This is a genomic window from Synechococcus sp. Nb3U1, assembly GCF_021533835.1.
Classification (GTDB): domain Bacteria; phylum Cyanobacteriota; class Cyanobacteriia; order Thermostichales; family Thermostichaceae; genus Thermostichus.
In genome coordinates, this window is sequence record NZ_JAKFYQ010000001.1 from 1,802,610 (window position 1) to 1,818,662 (window position 16,053).

The 16,053-nt window shown below is 56.8% G+C and carries 17 protein-coding genes and 1 pseudogene; 4 read left to right on the forward strand and 14 right to left on the reverse strand.

Annotated features, from left to right (window positions below; translation table 11 throughout):
• Nucleotides 1-29: 29 nt before the first annotated feature.
• From L1047_RS16775 to L1047_RS08470, 6 genes and pseudogenes are all read right to left on the reverse strand, one after another.
• A pseudogene (locus L1047_RS16775) lies at nt 30-95 on the reverse strand (hypothetical protein); the annotation flags it as partial.
• Between the two features lie 17 nt (nt 96-112).
• On the reverse strand, nt 113-403 hold the full coding sequence (locus tag L1047_RS16650) for a DUF1823 family protein (RefSeq protein WP_443081687.1): 291 nt from the start codon (nt 401-403) through the stop codon (nt 113-115).
• A 72-nt stretch (nt 404-475) separates the two neighbouring features.
• Nucleotides 476-859, reverse strand: coding sequence for a RidA family protein (locus L1047_RS08455; RefSeq protein WP_235278431.1), 384 nt, complete (start codon nt 857-859; stop codon nt 476-478).
• Between the two features lie 8 nt (nt 860-867).
• Nucleotides 868-1,479 (reverse strand): 30S ribosomal protein S4, encoded by a 612-nt coding sequence (gene rpsD, locus L1047_RS08460; RefSeq protein WP_235278432.1) that lies wholly within the window; start codon nt 1,477-1,479, stop codon nt 868-870.
• Between the two features lie 165 nt (nt 1,480-1,644).
• A complete protein-coding gene (gene gmd, locus L1047_RS08465; RefSeq protein WP_235278433.1) occupies nt 1,645-2,781 on the reverse strand; it encodes a GDP-mannose 4,6-dehydratase in 1,137 nt (378 codons plus the stop codon).
• A gap of 62 nt (nt 2,782-2,843) precedes the next feature.
• On the reverse strand, nt 2,844-4,253 hold the full coding sequence (locus L1047_RS08470) for a nicotinate phosphoribosyltransferase (RefSeq protein WP_235278434.1): 1,410 nt from the start codon (nt 4,251-4,253) through the stop codon (nt 2,844-2,846).
• 246 nt (nt 4,254-4,499) lie between these two features.
• Here L1047_RS08470 and L1047_RS08475 point away from each other — a divergent pair, with 246 nt between their 5' ends.
• Both L1047_RS08475 and L1047_RS08480 read left to right on the forward strand, forming a co-directional pair.
• Entirely contained in the window at nt 4,500-5,609 is a 1,110-nt protein-coding gene (locus tag L1047_RS08475; protein WP_235278435.1) for an isochorismatase, read from the forward strand.
• 30 nt (nt 5,610-5,639) lie between these two features.
• Nucleotides 5,640-6,893 carry an ATP phosphoribosyltransferase regulatory subunit gene (locus L1047_RS08480; RefSeq protein ID WP_235278436.1) on the forward strand — a complete coding sequence of 418 codons (1,254 nt, stop codon included), beginning with the start codon at nt 5,640-5,642 and terminating at the stop codon, nt 6,891-6,893.
• Between the two features lie 3 nt (nt 6,894-6,896).
• Here the strand turns inward: L1047_RS08480 and L1047_RS08485 are convergent, their stop codons facing one another.
• The 4 genes from L1047_RS08485 to L1047_RS08500 all read right to left on the reverse strand — a co-directional run bounded on the left by L1047_RS08485 (nt 6,897) and on the right by L1047_RS08500 (nt 9,811).
• Complete coding sequence (locus tag L1047_RS08485; RefSeq protein WP_235278437.1) at nt 6,897-7,439, reverse strand: NYN domain-containing protein; 543 nt, start codon at nt 7,437-7,439, stop codon at nt 6,897-6,899.
• Nucleotides 7,440-7,585: 146 nt separating this feature from the next.
• On the reverse strand, nt 7,586-8,296 hold the full coding sequence (locus L1047_RS08490) for a class I SAM-dependent methyltransferase (protein ID WP_235278438.1): 711 nt from the start codon (nt 8,294-8,296) through the stop codon (nt 7,586-7,588).
• A gap of 9 nt (nt 8,297-8,305) precedes the next feature.
• Nucleotides 8,306-9,283, reverse strand: coding sequence for a nucleotidyltransferase family protein (locus L1047_RS08495; protein ID WP_328286043.1), 978 nt, complete (start codon nt 9,281-9,283; stop codon nt 8,306-8,308).
• A gap of 63 nt (nt 9,284-9,346) precedes the next feature.
• Entirely contained in the window at nt 9,347-9,811 is a 465-nt protein-coding gene (locus tag L1047_RS08500; protein ID WP_235278439.1) for a redox protein, read from the reverse strand.
• 163 nt (nt 9,812-9,974) lie between these two features.
• On the opposite strand from L1047_RS08500, the gene L1047_RS08505 reads away from it, so the two are divergent.
• Nucleotides 9,975-10,832 (forward strand): LysR family transcriptional regulator, encoded by an 858-nt coding sequence (locus L1047_RS08505; RefSeq protein ID WP_235278440.1) that lies wholly within the window; start codon nt 9,975-9,977, stop codon nt 10,830-10,832.
• A gap of 15 nt (nt 10,833-10,847) precedes the next feature.
• Here L1047_RS08505 and L1047_RS08510 read toward each other — a convergent pair whose 3' ends face one another.
• The 3 genes from L1047_RS08510 to zds form a co-directional block, all read right to left on the reverse strand.
• The gene (locus L1047_RS08510) at nt 10,848-12,338 is read right to left on the reverse strand and encodes a sodium:solute symporter family protein (protein WP_235278441.1); all 1,491 of its coding nucleotides are present in this window, start codon (nt 12,336-12,338) and stop codon (nt 10,848-10,850) included.
• Nucleotides 12,331-12,579, reverse strand: coding sequence for a hypothetical protein (locus L1047_RS08515; protein ID WP_235278916.1), 249 nt, complete (start codon nt 12,577-12,579; stop codon nt 12,331-12,333). The genes L1047_RS08510 and L1047_RS08515 overlap by 8 nt, the downstream gene beginning before the upstream one ends.
• A 327-nt stretch (nt 12,580-12,906) precedes the next feature.
• Nucleotides 12,907-14,334, reverse strand: coding sequence for a 9,9'-di-cis-zeta-carotene desaturase (gene zds / locus L1047_RS08520; RefSeq protein WP_235278917.1), 1,428 nt, complete (start codon nt 14,332-14,334; stop codon nt 12,907-12,909).
• Nucleotides 14,335-14,621: 287 nt separating this feature from the next.
• Between zds and L1047_RS08525 the strand changes: the two genes are divergently transcribed.
• On the forward strand, nt 14,622-15,077 hold the full coding sequence (locus L1047_RS08525) for an HHL1-like protein (RefSeq protein ID WP_235278442.1): 456 nt from the start codon (nt 14,622-14,624) through the stop codon (nt 15,075-15,077).
• A 10-nt stretch (nt 15,078-15,087) separates the two neighbouring features.
• Here L1047_RS08525 and L1047_RS08530 read toward each other — a convergent pair whose 3' ends face one another.
• On the reverse strand, nt 15,088-15,999 hold the full coding sequence (locus L1047_RS08530) for an alpha/beta fold hydrolase (RefSeq protein WP_235278443.1): 912 nt from the start codon (nt 15,997-15,999) through the stop codon (nt 15,088-15,090).
• Nucleotides 16,000-16,053 lie beyond the last annotated feature (54 nt).

The window sequence follows — 16,053 nt, forward strand, 5'->3', positions numbered from 1 at the left end:
AACTCCCCATGGCCGGAAGCCGGCTTAGGTCAGGACTGTGCCTTGTAATCTTGAGCTAACAACACCCCCAAAAGCCAGTTTGCAGCCGTGGCGCGGCGAGTTTTTTGTGGGGTTAATTCGTTATTTTGTAGCCCTGAAAGCCCAACACTTCCTTGAGCAGCTGCTTGTTTTCTGAGGCGATGGAGCGGGTCAGTTTGACGCTGTCGGAACGGTTCTCGATCACATGCGGGATCCCTGCTTCCCCTTGCCAGGCGGGATCGGCTCCTGAGGGATCCCAGGTTTGGCAGGTTTCGTCGTATCGAAAGCCAAGGGATTGCAACACTAAGGCATTCACAGTGTTGTCAGGCAGCTCGCCACTGAGAATGGCATGAATCGTTGCTGTGTTCAGAGGGGGGATGTTCATCCGGTGGATTCTCAAACGAAAACATTACCCCAAAATTTCCATGGGTTGCGATTTGGCCCCGCAGCTTCTGGATCAATCCCCACAATAAACAATCAGATCGATCTCCACGTTTCCTTGCCCAGCTAAGCCCAGGACTCCAACGGTCGTTCGCCCCGGCAGACGACCGGGCTGAAAGTAAGAGGCGTAAATGGAATTCACCACCTCGTAGTCGCGAAAGTCAGTCAGGAAAATACGCGCCATCACCACCTGATCAAATCCTGTGCCCACATAGGTTAGAACCCGCCGCAGATTTTCCATCACCTGGCGGGTCTGCTCAGCAATTGGCCCTAGCACCACTGCCCCCGTCTCTGGATCTTCAGAAAGCTGACCCGTCACGAAGAGGAAATCCCCCGCTCTCACCGCATGAGAATAGGGAGCGACGGGGGGCAAGTCCGGTAGAGTAATGTACTCCAGCACACGGATCCCTACAGTTTGCGGGAGTAAAACTCCACCACCAAGAGTTCATTCACAGGGGCAGAAATTTGCTCGCGGGGCGGCAACTCTTTAATGCGACCGCGTAACTTCTCTTTGTCAAATTCCAGGTAATCGGGCAAGAACAAACCGGGATACTCGGCGTAGGCAGCTACCAGCTTGCGAGAGGCTTCCTTATTCTTCACCGTCAGCACATCCCCCACTTTGCATCCGTAGCTGGGGATCGTCACCTTGCGACCGTTCACCTCGATGTGGCCGTGGTTCACCACCTGCCGCGCTGCCGCAATGGTTGGGGCCATCCCGAGGCGAAACACGATGCAATCCAGGCGCATTTCCAGCATTTGCAACAGCGCTAGCCCTGTTGACCCTTTGGAGCGTCGGGCCTTGCGCATGTACCGGATCATCTGCCGCTCGCTCACGCCGTAGTTGAAGCGTACCTTTTGCTTCTCTTCTAGACGAATGGCGTATTCCGATTTCTTTTTGCGATCAGCTCCGTGTGGCCCCGGTGGGTTGGTGTTTTTGGGGCGCTTGCGGGTCAGACCGGGCAGATCAAGTCCCCCGAAACGACGCACAATTTTTAAGCGGGGGCCTGTGTAGCGGGACATGCGGGCGGTTCTCCAAAAGCAGCAGTGGGTGCTCAGCAAGAGGGCACGAATACAAGATGCCAAAAGAATTGGCGATCTACTATATTAAGCGCTTATCCCCTCCTTTGTGCAAGCAGGGCAAAGCTGTTTTTGAGGCTTAATCAGGGATCCCGTGCCATCAGTCGTTCAGTCGTAGTGAACCCCAAGTTGGGTGCGGATAAAGGCGCGATCTTCGCTGAGCAAGCCGTTTAGAGTACGCCGTTCCCCGAGGATGGGGTCGGGATCCAGCCCCATTGCCTCTAGATCCGCCAAAACCATCAGCTCCACCAATTCCGGGAAACTCACCTTCGGCTCCCATCCCAAGACTTGTTTGGCCTTAGAGGGATCCCCCAAAAGCAGATCCACCTCCGTTGGTCGGTAGTAGCGGGAGTCGATTTCGATGAGCACCCGATCTTTGAACAGCCCTTGTTCCGTTTCAGCAGATCCCTTCCAAGTGATGGGCAATCCCACGAGCCTGAAAGCCCGTTCCACAAACTCTCGTACAGTGTGGGTTTCCCCCGTCGCCAAGACAAAATCATCCGCCTCCGGCTGTTGCAACATCCTCCACATACCTTCCACGTAATCTTTGGCGTAGCCCCAATCTCGTTTGGCATTCAGGTTGCCCAGGTAGAGCTTGCTCTGTTTGCCAGCTACGATACGGCTGACAGCACGGGTGATCTTGCGGGTAACGAAGGTTTCTCCTCGCCGTGGGCTTTCGTGGTTGAAAAGGATGCCATTGCAAGCAAAGAGGTTGTAGGCTTCACGGTAGTTCACAGTTTGCCAATAGCTGTACACCTTGGCGCAGGCATAGGGGCTGCGGGGATAAAAGGGAGTGGTTTCTTTTTGGGGTACCTCTTGCACCAACCCAAACATTTCCGAGGATCCCGCCTGGTAGAATTTCACCCGGATCCCTGTCCGTTGCTGATAGTCCCGAATGGCTTCTAGCAGGCGCAGCGTGCCCATGCCCACCGAATCAACCGTGTATTCCGGCGCATCAAAGCTCACCCGCACATGGGATTGTGCCCCCAGGTTGTAAACCTCGGTGGGCTGTACCTGTTCCAGGATCTTGCGCAGGGTGGTGCCATCGGTGAGATCCCCGTAGTGCAGAAAGAGCTTAGCTCGCGGGTCGTGGGAATCGATGTAGATGTGATCGATGCGGTCGGTGTTGAAGGTGCTAGCGCGGCGGATGATGCCGTGAACCTCGTAGCCTTTTTCCATCAACAATTCGGCCAGGTAAGAGCCATCCTGTCCGGTGATGCCGCTAATCAAGGCACGTTGGGGCATAAAGTTAGGGGTCAAAGACTAAAGTTGGGTAGCAAAGCTCAAACATTATAGTTCAGCCCCATTCAAGAGCTGATAACAGGATTCACCCCGGCAGTAACGTCAGCAACAGAATACTCCTGCCGTAAGGTTTGATCTTTCACCTGTTGTAAAGCCTCGGTCAGGGTCATCGGCCAGGGATCCGGCTGACGCAATTGTCTGACCCTGTCTGGAAGCCGGATCACCGAGGCTCGGCTGGTGTGGGCGATAGTCTCCAGATCCGGTAAGGGATCCAGGAGCACGCCTGAGGCCATGATTTTGCGCAATAGGGGCTCAAAGCCAAGGGGCGGGGTTTCCTCCGCTTGACCGAGCCAATCGGAGCTGGGGCCGCGGAAGATCTGCTTGCGCCCTGGAAGGGTGGCCTTGGCAAAGGAGGCTTTGGCCACCGGGATCCCGTTAATTTCCACCAACTTGTAGACCCCATTCACCCCTTCCCCACTGACTAGGCGGGTGCCGACCCCGTAGCCGTTGATCGGGGCCTGAGAGCGATGCAGCCGTTCGATCTCGTATTCATCCAGATCGCCGCTCACAAAAACCGGGGATCCCTGGGGCAAAATTTGCTTCACCTGGCGAGAGAGATCCTCCAAATCTCCCGAGTCGATGCGCACTCCGCCAAATTCCCCCCGTGAGTCCAGTTGTTCGGGGTTCTCTGCTGCAAACAGGCGGGCTGCCGTACGCGCCCCTTGAATCGGATCGTAGGTATCGATCAAAAGGGCCGACTGGGGAAAATAGCGCTGGAAGGAACGAAACGCGCTGGTCTCATCTCCCGAAAGTGCTGCAATCGCCATCACCAGAGAATGGGCCATTGTCCCCGCCGGTTTCCGCCCCAATTTCAGGGCCGCCAACACGTTGGAGGTGGCGTTGAACCCCGCCGCTAGAGCGGCCCGGGCTGCCCACAACCCCGCCTGAGGGCCAAAGGCTCGCCGCGTCCCAAACTCCAGCAAGATTGACTCATCTCCTGCCGCATCCCGCATACGTGCCGCTTTAGTGGCGATCAGGGTTTGGTAATTAAAAGTAGACAACAGATAGGTCTCCACCAGTTGGGCTTGCCACAAAGGCGCTTCGATGCGCACCAGGGGCTGGTTGGCAAAGATTGCGGATCCCTCCGGCACCGCCCAGACATCCCCCTGAAAACGGCAATTTTCCAAGAGGCCCCAAAACCGTTGCGGCGCGTCGACAAAAATGCCCGTGTCCCGCAACGCCTGCAAAGATTCCGGCGTGAAGTGCAGTTGCTGCAGGTATTCCACCGCTTGGGTGAGGCCCATGGCGATCAAATAGCCATAGTCGGGGGGCAGCCGACGCACAAACAGCTCAAAGGCAGCAGGTTGGGCCTCCAGACCCTCTCCCACATAGCAGGCAGCCATCGTGAACTGGTAGAAGTCCGTCAGCAGGCCATAGTCTTGGGGCTGCAGCGACGAAAAATTAGGGGCCAACATGAAGCAACCTCAGGGGAGAAGGCGATTTATTTTAGTAAAACCTACCATAATAAAGCGTAGCTGTCAGGGGATCCCTACCTCAGCTCAATCCTTGCGCGGAAAGGCTTTAACCTTTTCTACTTGAATCTCTTTCGGAGGTGACCCCCATTGACTGGACAACTCCAATCCTCTCATTTATAGTGAAAACAACCATAAATACTTGCACTCCAACCTTTCACCCAACAGACACCACTGCGAACAAACACCATGATCACCACTCTACAGGGGTTAACCGCCGATGCCCCTTCTACTGGGATCCTGCCCTTACCCCCCCACTTTCAGGTTGAGCGGGTGGGAGAAGTGTGGCGTGTGCCCTACTCACAACGGGCTGCAGAAGCCGAGATCTGGGCCAAACAGCACGGGATCCCTGCAGCGGCTGCGGATCGGGTACGGGTGGGCTTGCTGCTGATCGATGTGCAGAATACCTTTTGCATTCCGGGGTTTGAATTGTTTGTCGCCGGCGGCTCCGGATTGGGGGCGGTAGAGGATAATCAGCGCCTGTGCCAGTTCATTTACCGGAACCTGGCCCAGATCACCCAGATCATTCCCACCCTCGACACCCATACGGCCATGCAGATCTTCCACCCGATCTTTTGGATGGATGCGCAGGGATCCCATCCGGAGCCGGCGACCTCGATCTCTGTGGCCGATATTCGCTCCGGTCGCTGGCAGGTCAACCCCGCCGTGGCTGCTAGCCTAGTCCAGGGGGATCTGCCCACATTACAAGCCCATGTTCTCCACTATGCTGAGCAACTGGAGCAGGGCGGGAAATATCCCCTGATCGTCTGGCCCTACCACTCCATGTTGGGGGGCATTGGCCATGCCTTGGTGCCGGCGGTGGAGGAGGCCATTTTCTTCCACAGCATCGCCCGCTTCAGCCAGGCCAGTCTGGAACTGAAAGGGGCCAACCCCCTCACTGAAAACTATTCGGTGCTCAGTCCTGAAGTCTTGACTGGGCCAACCGGGGATCCGATCGACGAAAAAAACAATCCATTGATTCGCTATTTGCTGGGGTTTGATGCCTTGATTGTGGCGGGCCAAGCCAAAAGTCATTGTCTGGCCTGGACGGTGAGCGACCTCCTGCAGGAAATTCAGGCCCAGGATCCGAAACTGGCCCGGAAGATCTATCTTTTGGAAGATTGCACCTCGGCGGTGGTGATCCCAGGGGTGGTGGATTTTAGTGAGCAGGCGGAAGCCGCCTTTGCCAGGTTTGCGGCAGCAGGCATGCACCGGGTGCGCTCCACAGACTCGATGTGGGATTGGCCTGATTTCCCCCGGGATCCTGAGGGAGCTTCACCGACCCAACATCCGGTATGATGCGGCAGGAAACCGTGCCAGAGCTTAACCGTGTACGATGCAGATTCCCGTCTAGCTGTGGGATCCCTCACCAGCCCCAGCAGTTTGCGGCCACCCACCGGAGCTCGGGATCTCCTGCCCCGCGAGGTACAGCGGCGGGAACGGTTGGAGTCTCAACTGAGCCAGGTGTTTCAACGCTACGGCTATCAGCGCATTATTACCCCCACGCTGGAGCGGCTAGAAACCCTGCTGGCCGGGGGATCCATCCAGGCAGAGTCCGTACTGCAACTGCGGGATAGCGAAGGGACGATGCTGGGGTTGCGCCCAGAACTGACGGCCTCGATCGTGCGGGCAGCGGCGACTCGTCTCTCTTCTGGGCCCTTGCCTTTGCGGCTCTACTACCATGGCAGTGTTTTTCGCAACAGCCCGCGGGAGGAGGGATCCACCAGTGGACAGGAATTTTTCCAGTCGGGGGTGGAGCTGATCGGGGCCGGGGGTTGGCTAGCGGATGCCGAGATTCTGACGCTGCTGGCTGATTGTATTCGTTGCCTGGGCCAAGGTACCACGGGTGCCAACGGGATCCCTGATTGGACATTGCTATTGGGGGATGTGAGTCTCACCGAAAGTTTGCTCAGCCCTATTGCCCCTACCGCCCAAGCGGCGGTTCGACGAGCGATTGCCCAATTGGATTATGTCTATCTGGAATCAGCACCTCTACCGGAAGCAGCCCGGCAGATTGGATCCCAGATCCTAGCGCTACGGGGCCAACCCAGCCGCGTTTTGCCACAGTTGGCGCAGTTGCCCGTGCCAGCTGAACGGTTGCGGGATTTGCAACAGCTTTGCCAGGTCTTGCAGGAGCAACAGGTGCAAGTGGTGCTGGATCTGAGCTTGGTTCAAACCCTGGCCTACTATACGGGCATTGTTTTTCAGGCGGTGGTGGGTGGCGAAGTAGTTGGCTTGGGAGGCCGCTACAATCGGCTGCACGCTCTCTACAGCCCTCATCAAACGGAACAGGCTGGGATTGGCTTTACGCTGCTACCCGATACCCTGCTCCGGCTCTTGCCCCCGACCCATCAACTGGGGGAGACCGGTTGCCGACGGTTGGTGGTTCCTTTGGTACCCGCAGGGATCCCGCAGGCGTTGGCTTTAGCGGCCCAGTGGAGACAGTCTGAGCCCGTGGAAATGGAATTGCTGGATCGCTCTCCAGAAGAGGTGGAAGCCTATGCCCGCCAATGCCGGATCCCGGAGATCGCTTGGGTACAAGCGGATGGCAGCTATCACGTCACGACTTTGAATTTCTTGTGATGCTCAATCGGTGGGATCCTGACCAGACAGTCGCCAGCGATTCAGCCGGGCCAGGGTTTCCGCATCCAAGTAAGAATCAATGCCCCGTTTGCTTGGTGAGCGTTTGGGCTTAATGCGCCGGATCTGTTGCTGGGCCTGCTGTACTTCCTCCCACAATTGCTCTGCCGAAACCCATTCAGCGTCGTAGCCGCCGATCACCAACTGCTGTACCCGATCCGAGGTAGCCACCCGCACCCGGCACTCATCCCACTGCAGTTGGGCACAAAGTCGTTCGATGCACGTATCGGCGGTTTCACCATAGGGGGTATACAGGATCCCAATGCCGGAAGGGGAGCGCTCCTGCTGGGCTGGGGTAGGCTGGGCGTAAGAATCGTACACCACGGTTGCCTGGTAACCCCGAAAAGCCACATAGCTGGCCAGAGACTCTACCAAGCGCAGACGCGCCAACTCCATCAGAGACCGGCGCGCCAACTGGTTCAGGGACGGCCATGCTCCAATAACGTTGTAGCCATCGACCAGCAGGAGGGTGGAAGAGGAGGCGTGCATGGGCGGCAGTGGATCCCCTGCCAAGGATTACACTTCTTAATAAATTCATTATCCCGAATGGTCGGCATTTCTGCCACATTTCTGCCAGTTGTGGAGAGGGATCTTTGGCGCATCTCCCCGATGGGATCCATGAAATCCTCAGAGTCCTACCGCTTGCGTTGGATCCAATAGGTGGTAAACAGCTCCCCATGAGCCTGTTTCTGAATTTTGCCCCCCAGCTCAGCGATGCGCCGCTCCCACTCCGATAAAGAGGTAAAAATGGGTTCTGTGCCCTTGAACAGCTCGATCAACCCCCACTGTTCCGCCCACACCGATTCCGGGTTGACCACCTCGATGAGGATAGGCGCAGACGGTCGCAGCACCCGCATCAGCTCTGCCCAAACCAGCTCAAAGTAATCGAGCGGGTAGTAGTACAAAAAACCAGTGGCAATGGCCAAATCAAACTGTTCCGGCTCGTAGGTTTCCAGGTGATGGGCGGATCCCTGCTGCATCGATTTGAACAGCTTCGAGTTCAGTTGGGGTGCCCGCGAGCGGATGAAGCGCACGATCCCGCCGCTTAGGTCATGGCCATAAAAGTTGGCTTGCCAGTCGTTCCAGGGATAGGTGAGAAAACCCACCCCACAGCCCAGATCCAGACAGGCTTCCCGTTTTTGGGGGGCGCACAGCTTAAAATACGGGATCCCGAGGCGCTCCTGCAGATGATCCCGCTGGCAGGCCTGCCAAAAGGGCAATTGTTCCAAATCGGGGGGAAGTTGCCAGCCAGGCTGGCCCAGTTGGATCTCCAGCTCCCGGTTATAGCGAGCAGCTACGGAAGAAAGATAGGGATCCCAGCGTTCCCCAGTTTGCGGTAACTCCATTTTTTCAATCTACACCACCAGGACTCCTGGTCCGTACACTCCCGGTTGCAGGGATCCATCCACCCAACTGTGGCCGCCGAGGATGGTGCCCGCCGGGATCCGGGCTTGGGCTCCCAGCCGGGTATGGGCGCCAATGTAGCAGGGGGATCCCAGTTGCGCGCTCGGTTCAACGTGGGCAGTGTTATGGATCCATACGCCGGGGCTCTGTTCCTGTACATTCTCCAGAGGAAAATCCGTCATTCGCCCGCTGAGGATATCCAGTTGGCCGTGGTAGTAACTGGCCGGGTTGCCCAAATCTCGCCAGTAACCCTCGTGCAGGTAGGCTTGCATCCGCTGCCCTTGGCTGAGCAAGTCCGGAAAAACCCGGCGTTCAAAACTGAGGGGATCCCCACTCGGGTAGCGCTGAAAAATGGCCGGATCCAAGACATAAGTGCCGGCGTTGATCGTGTCGGTGGTGAGGGCAAGAGCTTCGGCAGCCGTGGGTTTTTCACGAAAGGACTGGATCTGCCCCTCTTCCCCTACTTCCACCAATCCGTAGGCAGTGATATCCTCGACGCGAGTCAGGGTGAGGGTGGCGGCGGCTTTGCTCTGCACATGGCAGTGCATCAGCGCCTGCAAATCCAGATCCGTCAGAATATCGGCATTGAACACCACCAGAGGATCCCCGCTGAAGTAGGGCTGGGCCAGCACCAAGGCTCCCGCCGTATCCAGAGGGGTTTCTTCGGGAATGTAGCGGATCTTCACCCCCAAAGCACCGCCATCTCCCAGGGCCGCTTCAATTTGCCTGCCCAAATAGCCCACACTAAGCAAAATATCCGTCAGACCCACCCGCCGACAGCGCCCAATCATCCATTCTAAGAAGGGCACCTCCAGCAGGGGCATCAAGGGCTTGGGCTGCAAGAGGGTAAAAGGTCGTAAGCGAGTGCCTTTTCCCCCTGCCAAAATCACTGCCTGCATAGCCACCTCAAACCCTGATCTCACCCGCATGGTAGAGAAAAATGCCCTTCCCGACCAGAGAGGTGTCTAGGCTCCCCAACCAGCTCCTATGGCTCAGGCACAAATCCGCGGCAGAGGGGCAGGAGCAGAGGTCACCTGTAGCAATCGGGGAATGCGGCTGCTGTCGTAGATGCGAAACTCGCGTTCCAGGGTGGCTTTTTGGGCGCGCACCGCCTGGTTCAAAACGACGGATCCCTCAGGATCAGAGACGGAACGATGAAAGGTTCCAGGGGGGATGCGCAAAATGGCTCGATTGGCTTCTAGGCGCACAATATGAAAGGGATCCCGCCAGCTAAAATTCACCAAATAAAACGTCCGCCCCCCCGACAAAGCCAGCAAATTGTCCTCTTGGTGCGGGTGCAAATAAAATTGCCAGTAGCCTTGAGGATTGTTGGGTGGGCTGATAGCTGGCCCCTCATGACAAACCAAATCGCGAGCATTCGACCGAGAAACTGTGATATCGAAAAAGCGAACGCTAGGGGTATCTCGGAATTTCCGAAAAGGCAACAGAGCAAACATGGATCTCCACCTGAATACACTTGATTTGACGACAGTAAGAAACAGTAAAACTACTTGTTTTCTCACTGTGAAGCAGGATTAAGTTGTAGTCTAATCAGCTCCAGCAGAGGGTTCAAACCTGAGATAGCATCACATCTATGCGCAGATCGAATAGATAGGCTCCATGAACATCTCGCAACTGCAAACCCTGGTGGCGGTGGTGGAGCAGGGCAACTTCAGCGATGCTGCTCTGCAATTGCACATTTCTCAGTCGGCGGTGAGTCGGGCCATTGCCAGCCTTGAAGAGGAATTGGGGGTGAGGCTGCTGGTGCGCGGTCGGTTTGGGGCACACCTAACCCCGGTGGGGGAGCGCCTACTGCGCCATGTGCGCAAAATGCTGCAACTGCGCGAACAAATGGATTATGAGGCCAACCTGGAAAAAGGCCTGCGGGGAGGAAGTGTGCGGGTGGCCGCTTTTCGCAGTGCCGCCACTCATCTACTGCCGCCGGTGATCGCCCGCTTTCGTCAACAATTTCCGCAAATCACCCTCGCCCTCACCGAAGAGGATCCGGCCACGGTAGAACAGCTGCTGCGCTCCGGTCAGGTGGATATTGGCCTATTGCCGCTGCCCCGTAATGCAGACGATCTGGAAACTTGGGAGATTGCCCGCGATGAATTTATTCTGTTAATCCCTCACAGTTTTGGATCCCTGCCGGAAACCCTCACTTGGGCCGATCTCTCCCAATTTTCCTATATTCTCTACAACTACGCCGAATGCACCACAGCGGTGCGGAACCACTGGGAAGCTGCCCAACAGACCCTCAAGGTAGCCTACCTGGTGAAAGAAGACTCCACGATTGTGAACATGGTCGCCCAGGGCCTGGGAGCTGCCATTTTGCCACGGCTGGCCGCCATCCCCATTCCAGACGGGATCCAGATCCGCCGCTTACCGATCCCCTTGGAGCGAGTGATCGGTGCTGCGATTCTGGCCTCTGCCCTGCATCCACCTGCGGTATTTGCCTTCCTGGAGGCTTTGCGGTAGCAACCATCCCATTGGCTAGGAAGGGTGCCCTTGGGATCCCGATTGATCCTGGGTTGGTTCTGCCCAAGGGCCTTGATAGTATTCCGCCACCCGTTCCGCTGGGGGCTGGGTGAGCAGGCTAACCCCGATCAACACTCCACTCCCCACCAGCACCGCCGGGATCACCGGTAGCCAACCCAGTCTCCACTCCTGCGGCAACACCCCAGCCAGCCAGCCCAAGGTGAGTACGCTCGACACGATTCCGCCGGCCACTGCCCCCGCCCGACTGGTGCGCTTCCAGTACAAACCGGCGATCAAGACCGGAAACAGCATGGCGCTGCCCTGAAAGCTCCAGGTGGCAATTTCTACGATCACCCCCGGTGGATTGAGGGCAATAACAAAGGAAACCAAGGCAATCAGCAACACCACGATCCGCCCCAACCGTCCCTCCTGCAGAGGGGATAGACGTCGGTTGAAGTAGGTAAAGACCCAATCTCGTGTGACCAAAGAGCTGGTGGTGAGCAATTGCGAGTCAGCGGTGGACATCAAGGCCGCCAAGGCGGCTGAAATCACTAGAGCCGCCAGCCCGGCGGGCAGGGTTTGCAGCATCAGGGGCATAATCTGATCCGCCTGCTCCAAGCTGGGAAAAACCAAGCGTCCCCAAACCCCGATTAGAGCTGCCGGAAAGAAAATCAGCAAAATCAAAAGCGGCCAAACCACCATCATTGTTTTGAACACCTGCTCACTTTTGGCCATATAAAAGCGTTGGAAAATTTGCGGAAACAGAGGAACCGCCATGAAAATCAACAGTTGATAGCTGATTAATCCCTGCCAACTCCAGCGACCGGTTGGCCCCGGCAACCTCAGCCAGGGATCCAACTCTGCCCCGGCCTCAGTCCCCAAGGAACTGGCAATCATCACGAAGGCAGTCCCCATGCCCAGAAGCATGATCAGCCCCTGTAGGGTATCCGTCCATACCACCGCCTGGGATCCCCCCAGCAGCACATAGGCCAAGATCACCACCGCCATTAGCACCGCCAAGGGCCAGTAGGGGATCCCGTCCCCCAGCACCGCCGAGAGAGTACGCGCCCCGGCGATGATCTGAATGCTGATGTAGGGGGCGGTAAACAGCAGAGCACTGAGGGAGTAGAGCGAAGCCAGCACTGGGCTTCCGAAACGATGGCCGAAAAACTCCGATGGGGTAATGAATTGGAAGTGTTTGGCCGCCAGCCAAAGCCGATAGCCCAAGAGAAAAAACAACACCGAAATGAGGGCATCTGTCACCCCCACTCCCAAAAAGATCCCCAACCCGTGGGTGTAGCCATCCGCCGGGACGCCGATAAAGGTAAAGGCACTCAGCAGGGTCGCCAACATCGTCAGCGTCAATACCAGGGATCCCAAACCCCGCCCCGCCAAAAAATAGCTGACCGGATCCTGCCCCGTATGGCGGTAACTCCAAAAGCCAATCCCCGCCAACACCAGCAGATAGGCCCCCACGATCCCAACGCTCAAAACCGTATCAGTCATTGCCCATCCTCGGCCAACAGGCCCACACCACGTACAGATTCAAAGGCACCAACAATAGGATGATCAGCCCCGCCCCCAGATACCAAACCGGGATCCCGAAGATCCGCGGTTCTGAGGAGCGAGTGCCCCAGAATGTCAGCAGCCACAGCAGCGGATAGAACCCCAGGACCCAAGCCCGCCGCACCCGCCCAAACCCTGAGTTGGCGGATCCGTTGACACCATCCAACGAAGAGGGATCCATGCCAGACAACGCTCTGCCTCCTTGAATTATGGTAGTTTTCACTATAACAGGATTATGGTGTTTTTCACCAAAAACTCTGGTTTCTTGCTGTCCCCTGCGGGGCCGGATTGGGTTGGATCAGCGGTCGATATCAGGAGAGTTTGGCAACCGAAGCGGGGCGGTTATCCAGCCAACAACTGAGCTTGCAACCGGGGATCCCTGAGTGCGCTGGTTCGCGGCAGAGGGAGAGTTGATCCCGTTGCTGGAAGAGCGGGCCGAGCCAGAGCGTTGCTAGAACCACTTCCGCAGGAACTGGGGTGGCTCAAGGACTGGCCCCGACTCTGTTGGCTAACCGGCCAAGATTGCCTGGGCAGCCAGGTGTCCGGAGAGCGTCGCCCCTTCCATGCTGTCGATGTAGTCTTGGGCGGTGTAGCTGCCGGCAAAGAAGAAATTGGGCACCGGGGTTTTTTGCTGCGGGCGGTAGGGATCCATGCCCGGCGCTTCTCGATACAAGGATTGTGCCAATTTCACGACGCTGTACCAGGTCATGTTCAGTTCCCGCGATGAAGGGAAAAGGGCGTGGACTTGGTGCAACACATGCTGGGCGATCTTTTCGTTGGGCATGGGAATGAACGGATCCCCCGGGGTAAGCACACATTGCAATAGGGATCCCTGGCCGGGTTTGTAATAGTCGGCGGGGCTGCTGAGGGCCAAGTCGGCAAAACAGGAAAAATCTGCATCAGCCGTGTAGAGGAGATTATCAATGCCCGCCGCTTGCGGGTGATCCACAGCTCGTTTGACCTGGCCCTGGGGGTTCAGCTCGGTGACCCAGCCATCAAAGCGCAACTGCACCGTCGCCACCGGCACCGATTCCAGCTGGTAGAGGTTATCGAACTGGGGCCATTGCCGCCATACCTCTGGGATGAGCCGCTTTGCCCCATCCACTGCTGCTGCACACACGTACACATCTGCTTCGATTCGCTCACCATCCGCCAACAGCAAGCCTGTCACTGGGTAGGGATCCGACTCGCTCACTTGGATTTGACTCACCCCTTTGCGGGTGTGGATCCGGCCCCCATGGGCCTGGATGTAGTTAACGATCGGCTGAGTGAGGTATCGGTCGGGGGATCCCTTGAGAAGATTCAGTTTAGAAGCCTCGGTTTTGCTAGCAAACATCTGAAAAATGGTCAGCATACAGCGGGCCGAGATCGCTTCGGTATCGATGAAACCTAGGGCGTAGGCAATCGGGTTCCACATTCGCTTCAGGCTGCCCTCAGATCCGCCGTGGCCCCGGAACCAATCGGCAAAGCTGATCCGATCCAAGGCCCGGATCTGCCGCATCGCCCCTTCATAATCCAGCAAGCCGCGGATCAAAGGGCTGGTGCCCAGAGCCAAGCCATTGCGCAGTTTATCCAGCCAAGACAGTTGCCCGGTGGTGAAGAAGGCTTTGAGACCGTTGAAGGGTGCCCCTATCGGAAAGCGAAAATCAAGGGCTGCCACCGCCCCGCCCCGGTTGACAAAGGTGTGGGTGTGTTGCTTGGGCAGCAAGTTCTCAAAGGTTCCCACCTTTTTCATCAGGGCAAACAGGTTGCTGTAGTTACAAAAAAAAACATGCAAACCCATCTCGATGTGGTTGCCATCGGCATCCTGCCAGGAGCCCACCTTACCGCCCACAAACGGACGTGACTCGTAAAGCTGCACCTCATGCCCCGCTTCCACCAGATCCACCGCCGTTACCAACCCGGCCAAGCCTGCCCCGATGATTGCCACCCGCATACCACTGCCCTCAAATGAGTCTCGTCTGGGATCCCGATTTGGAGCTTCATGACCCCGCCCAGACAATGTTGCTCCCAATGTTGCTCCGCAACGCTGACGCGACTGCAAAGAAAAATAAACTTCTCTCATTTTGGAACAAAATCCGCCGGGGATCCCGAAATCAGCTACAGAGTTACATCAGGAAGCCAGGTCAAGATCGGGCGGAATGAACCCTGAGTAGACAGGCGGAGAGTGGCGCGCCACTTGTGCGCTAAGCTGCAAAAATCCACCTTCCCAACTGCTGTGGTATGAGCCAGCCCAAGGGTTTCAGCAAATCCAAGCCCGAAAAGACCCCCCCCAACCCCAATGCCGCCAAACGCAAACAAGCGGCCAAACGCTATGACGAGCTGCAAGCAAAGGGGATGCCGGAATTCAACATTTTTGCCCGCTCTGCCAAGGCGGCTGCCGGGAAACCCAATCCTTGGTTACCGGTGGGATCCCTGGCGGTAGGACGTTCTAGCGCCATTCACCAGGCTATTTTCCAGAACGAAGAGGAACTCAAAAAAGCCGCTCTGCGCTTGTTCCCCCGTCTGAGCAAGGTCAAAGAGGAGCTGGAGTTTGGTTTCCGCCTCAAGGACAAAGACTATCAAGATGAGCCGATTCAACTGGCGATCCGGCCCCAGCCTTCGCCACTTCAGGTTTGGATGGAAAAGATCCGGGGCTGGCTGGGCCTATCGGCCGAAGGGACTTCCAAAAAGGCTTGAGAAGAGCACATCAAACGACTGCAAAGGCTTTGGGTAACCAGTCCAAAATCAAAGGATTGATCACCTCTGGGCGTTCATCATGAGGGCAATGGCCGGTGTCGGGGATGGGCAGAAATTGGTAGTCGATCCCGTTGATATGGTTTTGAAAGCCTCGACCCCGTTGAATCGGTGTCCAGGGATCCGCTTCTCCCCAGAGCACCAACAGCGGACAACGCACTTGCGGCAACAGTGCCTCGGGGAGCGGGCCAGCCGGAGCGGTGAGAATTGAGGCAAACACCTGCTGAGCACCCACATCGCAGGAGGGGGCGTAGAGGATCTCCACCAGTTCATCGGTAATGGCAGCAGGGTTGCGGTACACCTGTTTCAAGGTTTCGCGGATGCGCTGGCGTTGACGCACCCGATCAAATAAAAATGGACCCGTAACGGGGGAGGCCACCAAAGCTGTAAAGGTGCCCATGACCAACCGGAAAATCGGGTTGAGTTCATGGGAACGATGATTCAAGCCGCCGGCACAGTTGAGTAATACAGCCCCTGCCGTCAAATCCGGATGTTGCGCGGCCATGATCAGGCTGAGCAAAGCACCGATGGAATTGCCAATGAACACTGCTGGCCGTTGAATGTGTGCCTGCCAAAAATCCACCAGCAGCTCCACCCACAAATCCAAACTGTAGGGCAGAGCAGGTTTTGCAGAGCCACCAAACCCAAGCAAATCCAGAGCATAAACTTGATATCCTGCCGCCGCCAGAACGGGGATATTGTGCCGCCAATGGCCAATTGAAGCCCCAAACCCATGCACCAACACCAAAGGGGATCCGGATCCCTGCACCACATAGCGAATGGAATGTCCACGCCAGTTCCAGATTTGAGGAGCAAAAGGAGCGATGGCATCAGCCGCAAAACTGGCCGGAGAAGCAGTCAACACAGTGAAAAAGATGTAGAAATATTGCAGGGTTACTGATATCCATCTTACTGCTTC

What these genes read in the sequence shown, in the direction of transcription:
- L1047_RS16650 (WP_443081687.1), bottom strand. Translation starts at nt 403, where the DNA reads ATGAACATCCCCCCTCTGAACACAGCAACGATTCATGCCATTCTCAGT.
- rpsD (WP_235278432.1), bottom strand. Translation starts at nt 1,479, where the DNA reads ATGTCCCGCTACACAGGCCCCCGCTTAAAAATTGTGCGTCGTTTCGGG.
- gmd (WP_235278433.1), bottom strand. Translation starts at nt 2,781, where the DNA reads ATGCCCCAACGTGCCTTGATTAGCGGCATCACCGGACAGGATGGCTCT.
- L1047_RS08470 (WP_235278434.1), bottom strand. Translation starts at nt 4,253, where the DNA reads ATGTTGGCCCCTAATTTTTCGTCGCTGCAGCCCCAAGACTATGGCCTG.
- L1047_RS08475 (WP_235278435.1), top strand. Translation starts at nt 4,500, where the DNA reads ATGATCACCACTCTACAGGGGTTAACCGCCGATGCCCCTTCTACTGGG.
- L1047_RS08485 (WP_235278437.1), bottom strand. Translation starts at nt 7,439, where the DNA reads ATGCACGCCTCCTCTTCCACCCTCCTGCTGGTCGATGGCTACAACGTT.
- L1047_RS08490 (WP_235278438.1), bottom strand. Translation starts at nt 8,296, where the DNA reads ATGGAGTTACCGCAAACTGGGGAACGCTGGGATCCCTATCTTTCTTCC.
- L1047_RS08495 (WP_328286043.1), bottom strand. Translation starts at nt 9,283, where the DNA reads ATGCGGGTGAGATCAGGGTTTGAGGTGGCTATGCAGGCAGTGATTTTG.
- L1047_RS08500 (WP_235278439.1), bottom strand. Translation starts at nt 9,811, where the DNA reads ATGTTTGCTCTGTTGCCTTTTCGGAAATTCCGAGATACCCCTAGCGTT.
- L1047_RS08505 (WP_235278440.1), top strand. Translation starts at nt 9,975, where the DNA reads ATGAACATCTCGCAACTGCAAACCCTGGTGGCGGTGGTGGAGCAGGGC.
- L1047_RS08510 (WP_235278441.1), bottom strand. Translation starts at nt 12,338, where the DNA reads ATGACTGATACGGTTTTGAGCGTTGGGATCGTGGGGGCCTATCTGCTG.
- L1047_RS08515 (WP_235278916.1), bottom strand. Translation starts at nt 12,579, where the DNA reads ATGGATCCCTCTTCGTTGGATGGTGTCAACGGATCCGCCAACTCAGGG.
- zds (WP_235278917.1), bottom strand. Translation starts at nt 14,334, where the DNA reads ATGCGGGTGGCAATCATCGGGGCAGGCTTGGCCGGGTTGGTAACGGCG.
- L1047_RS08525 (WP_235278442.1), top strand. Translation starts at nt 14,622, where the DNA reads ATGAGCCAGCCCAAGGGTTTCAGCAAATCCAAGCCCGAAAAGACCCCC.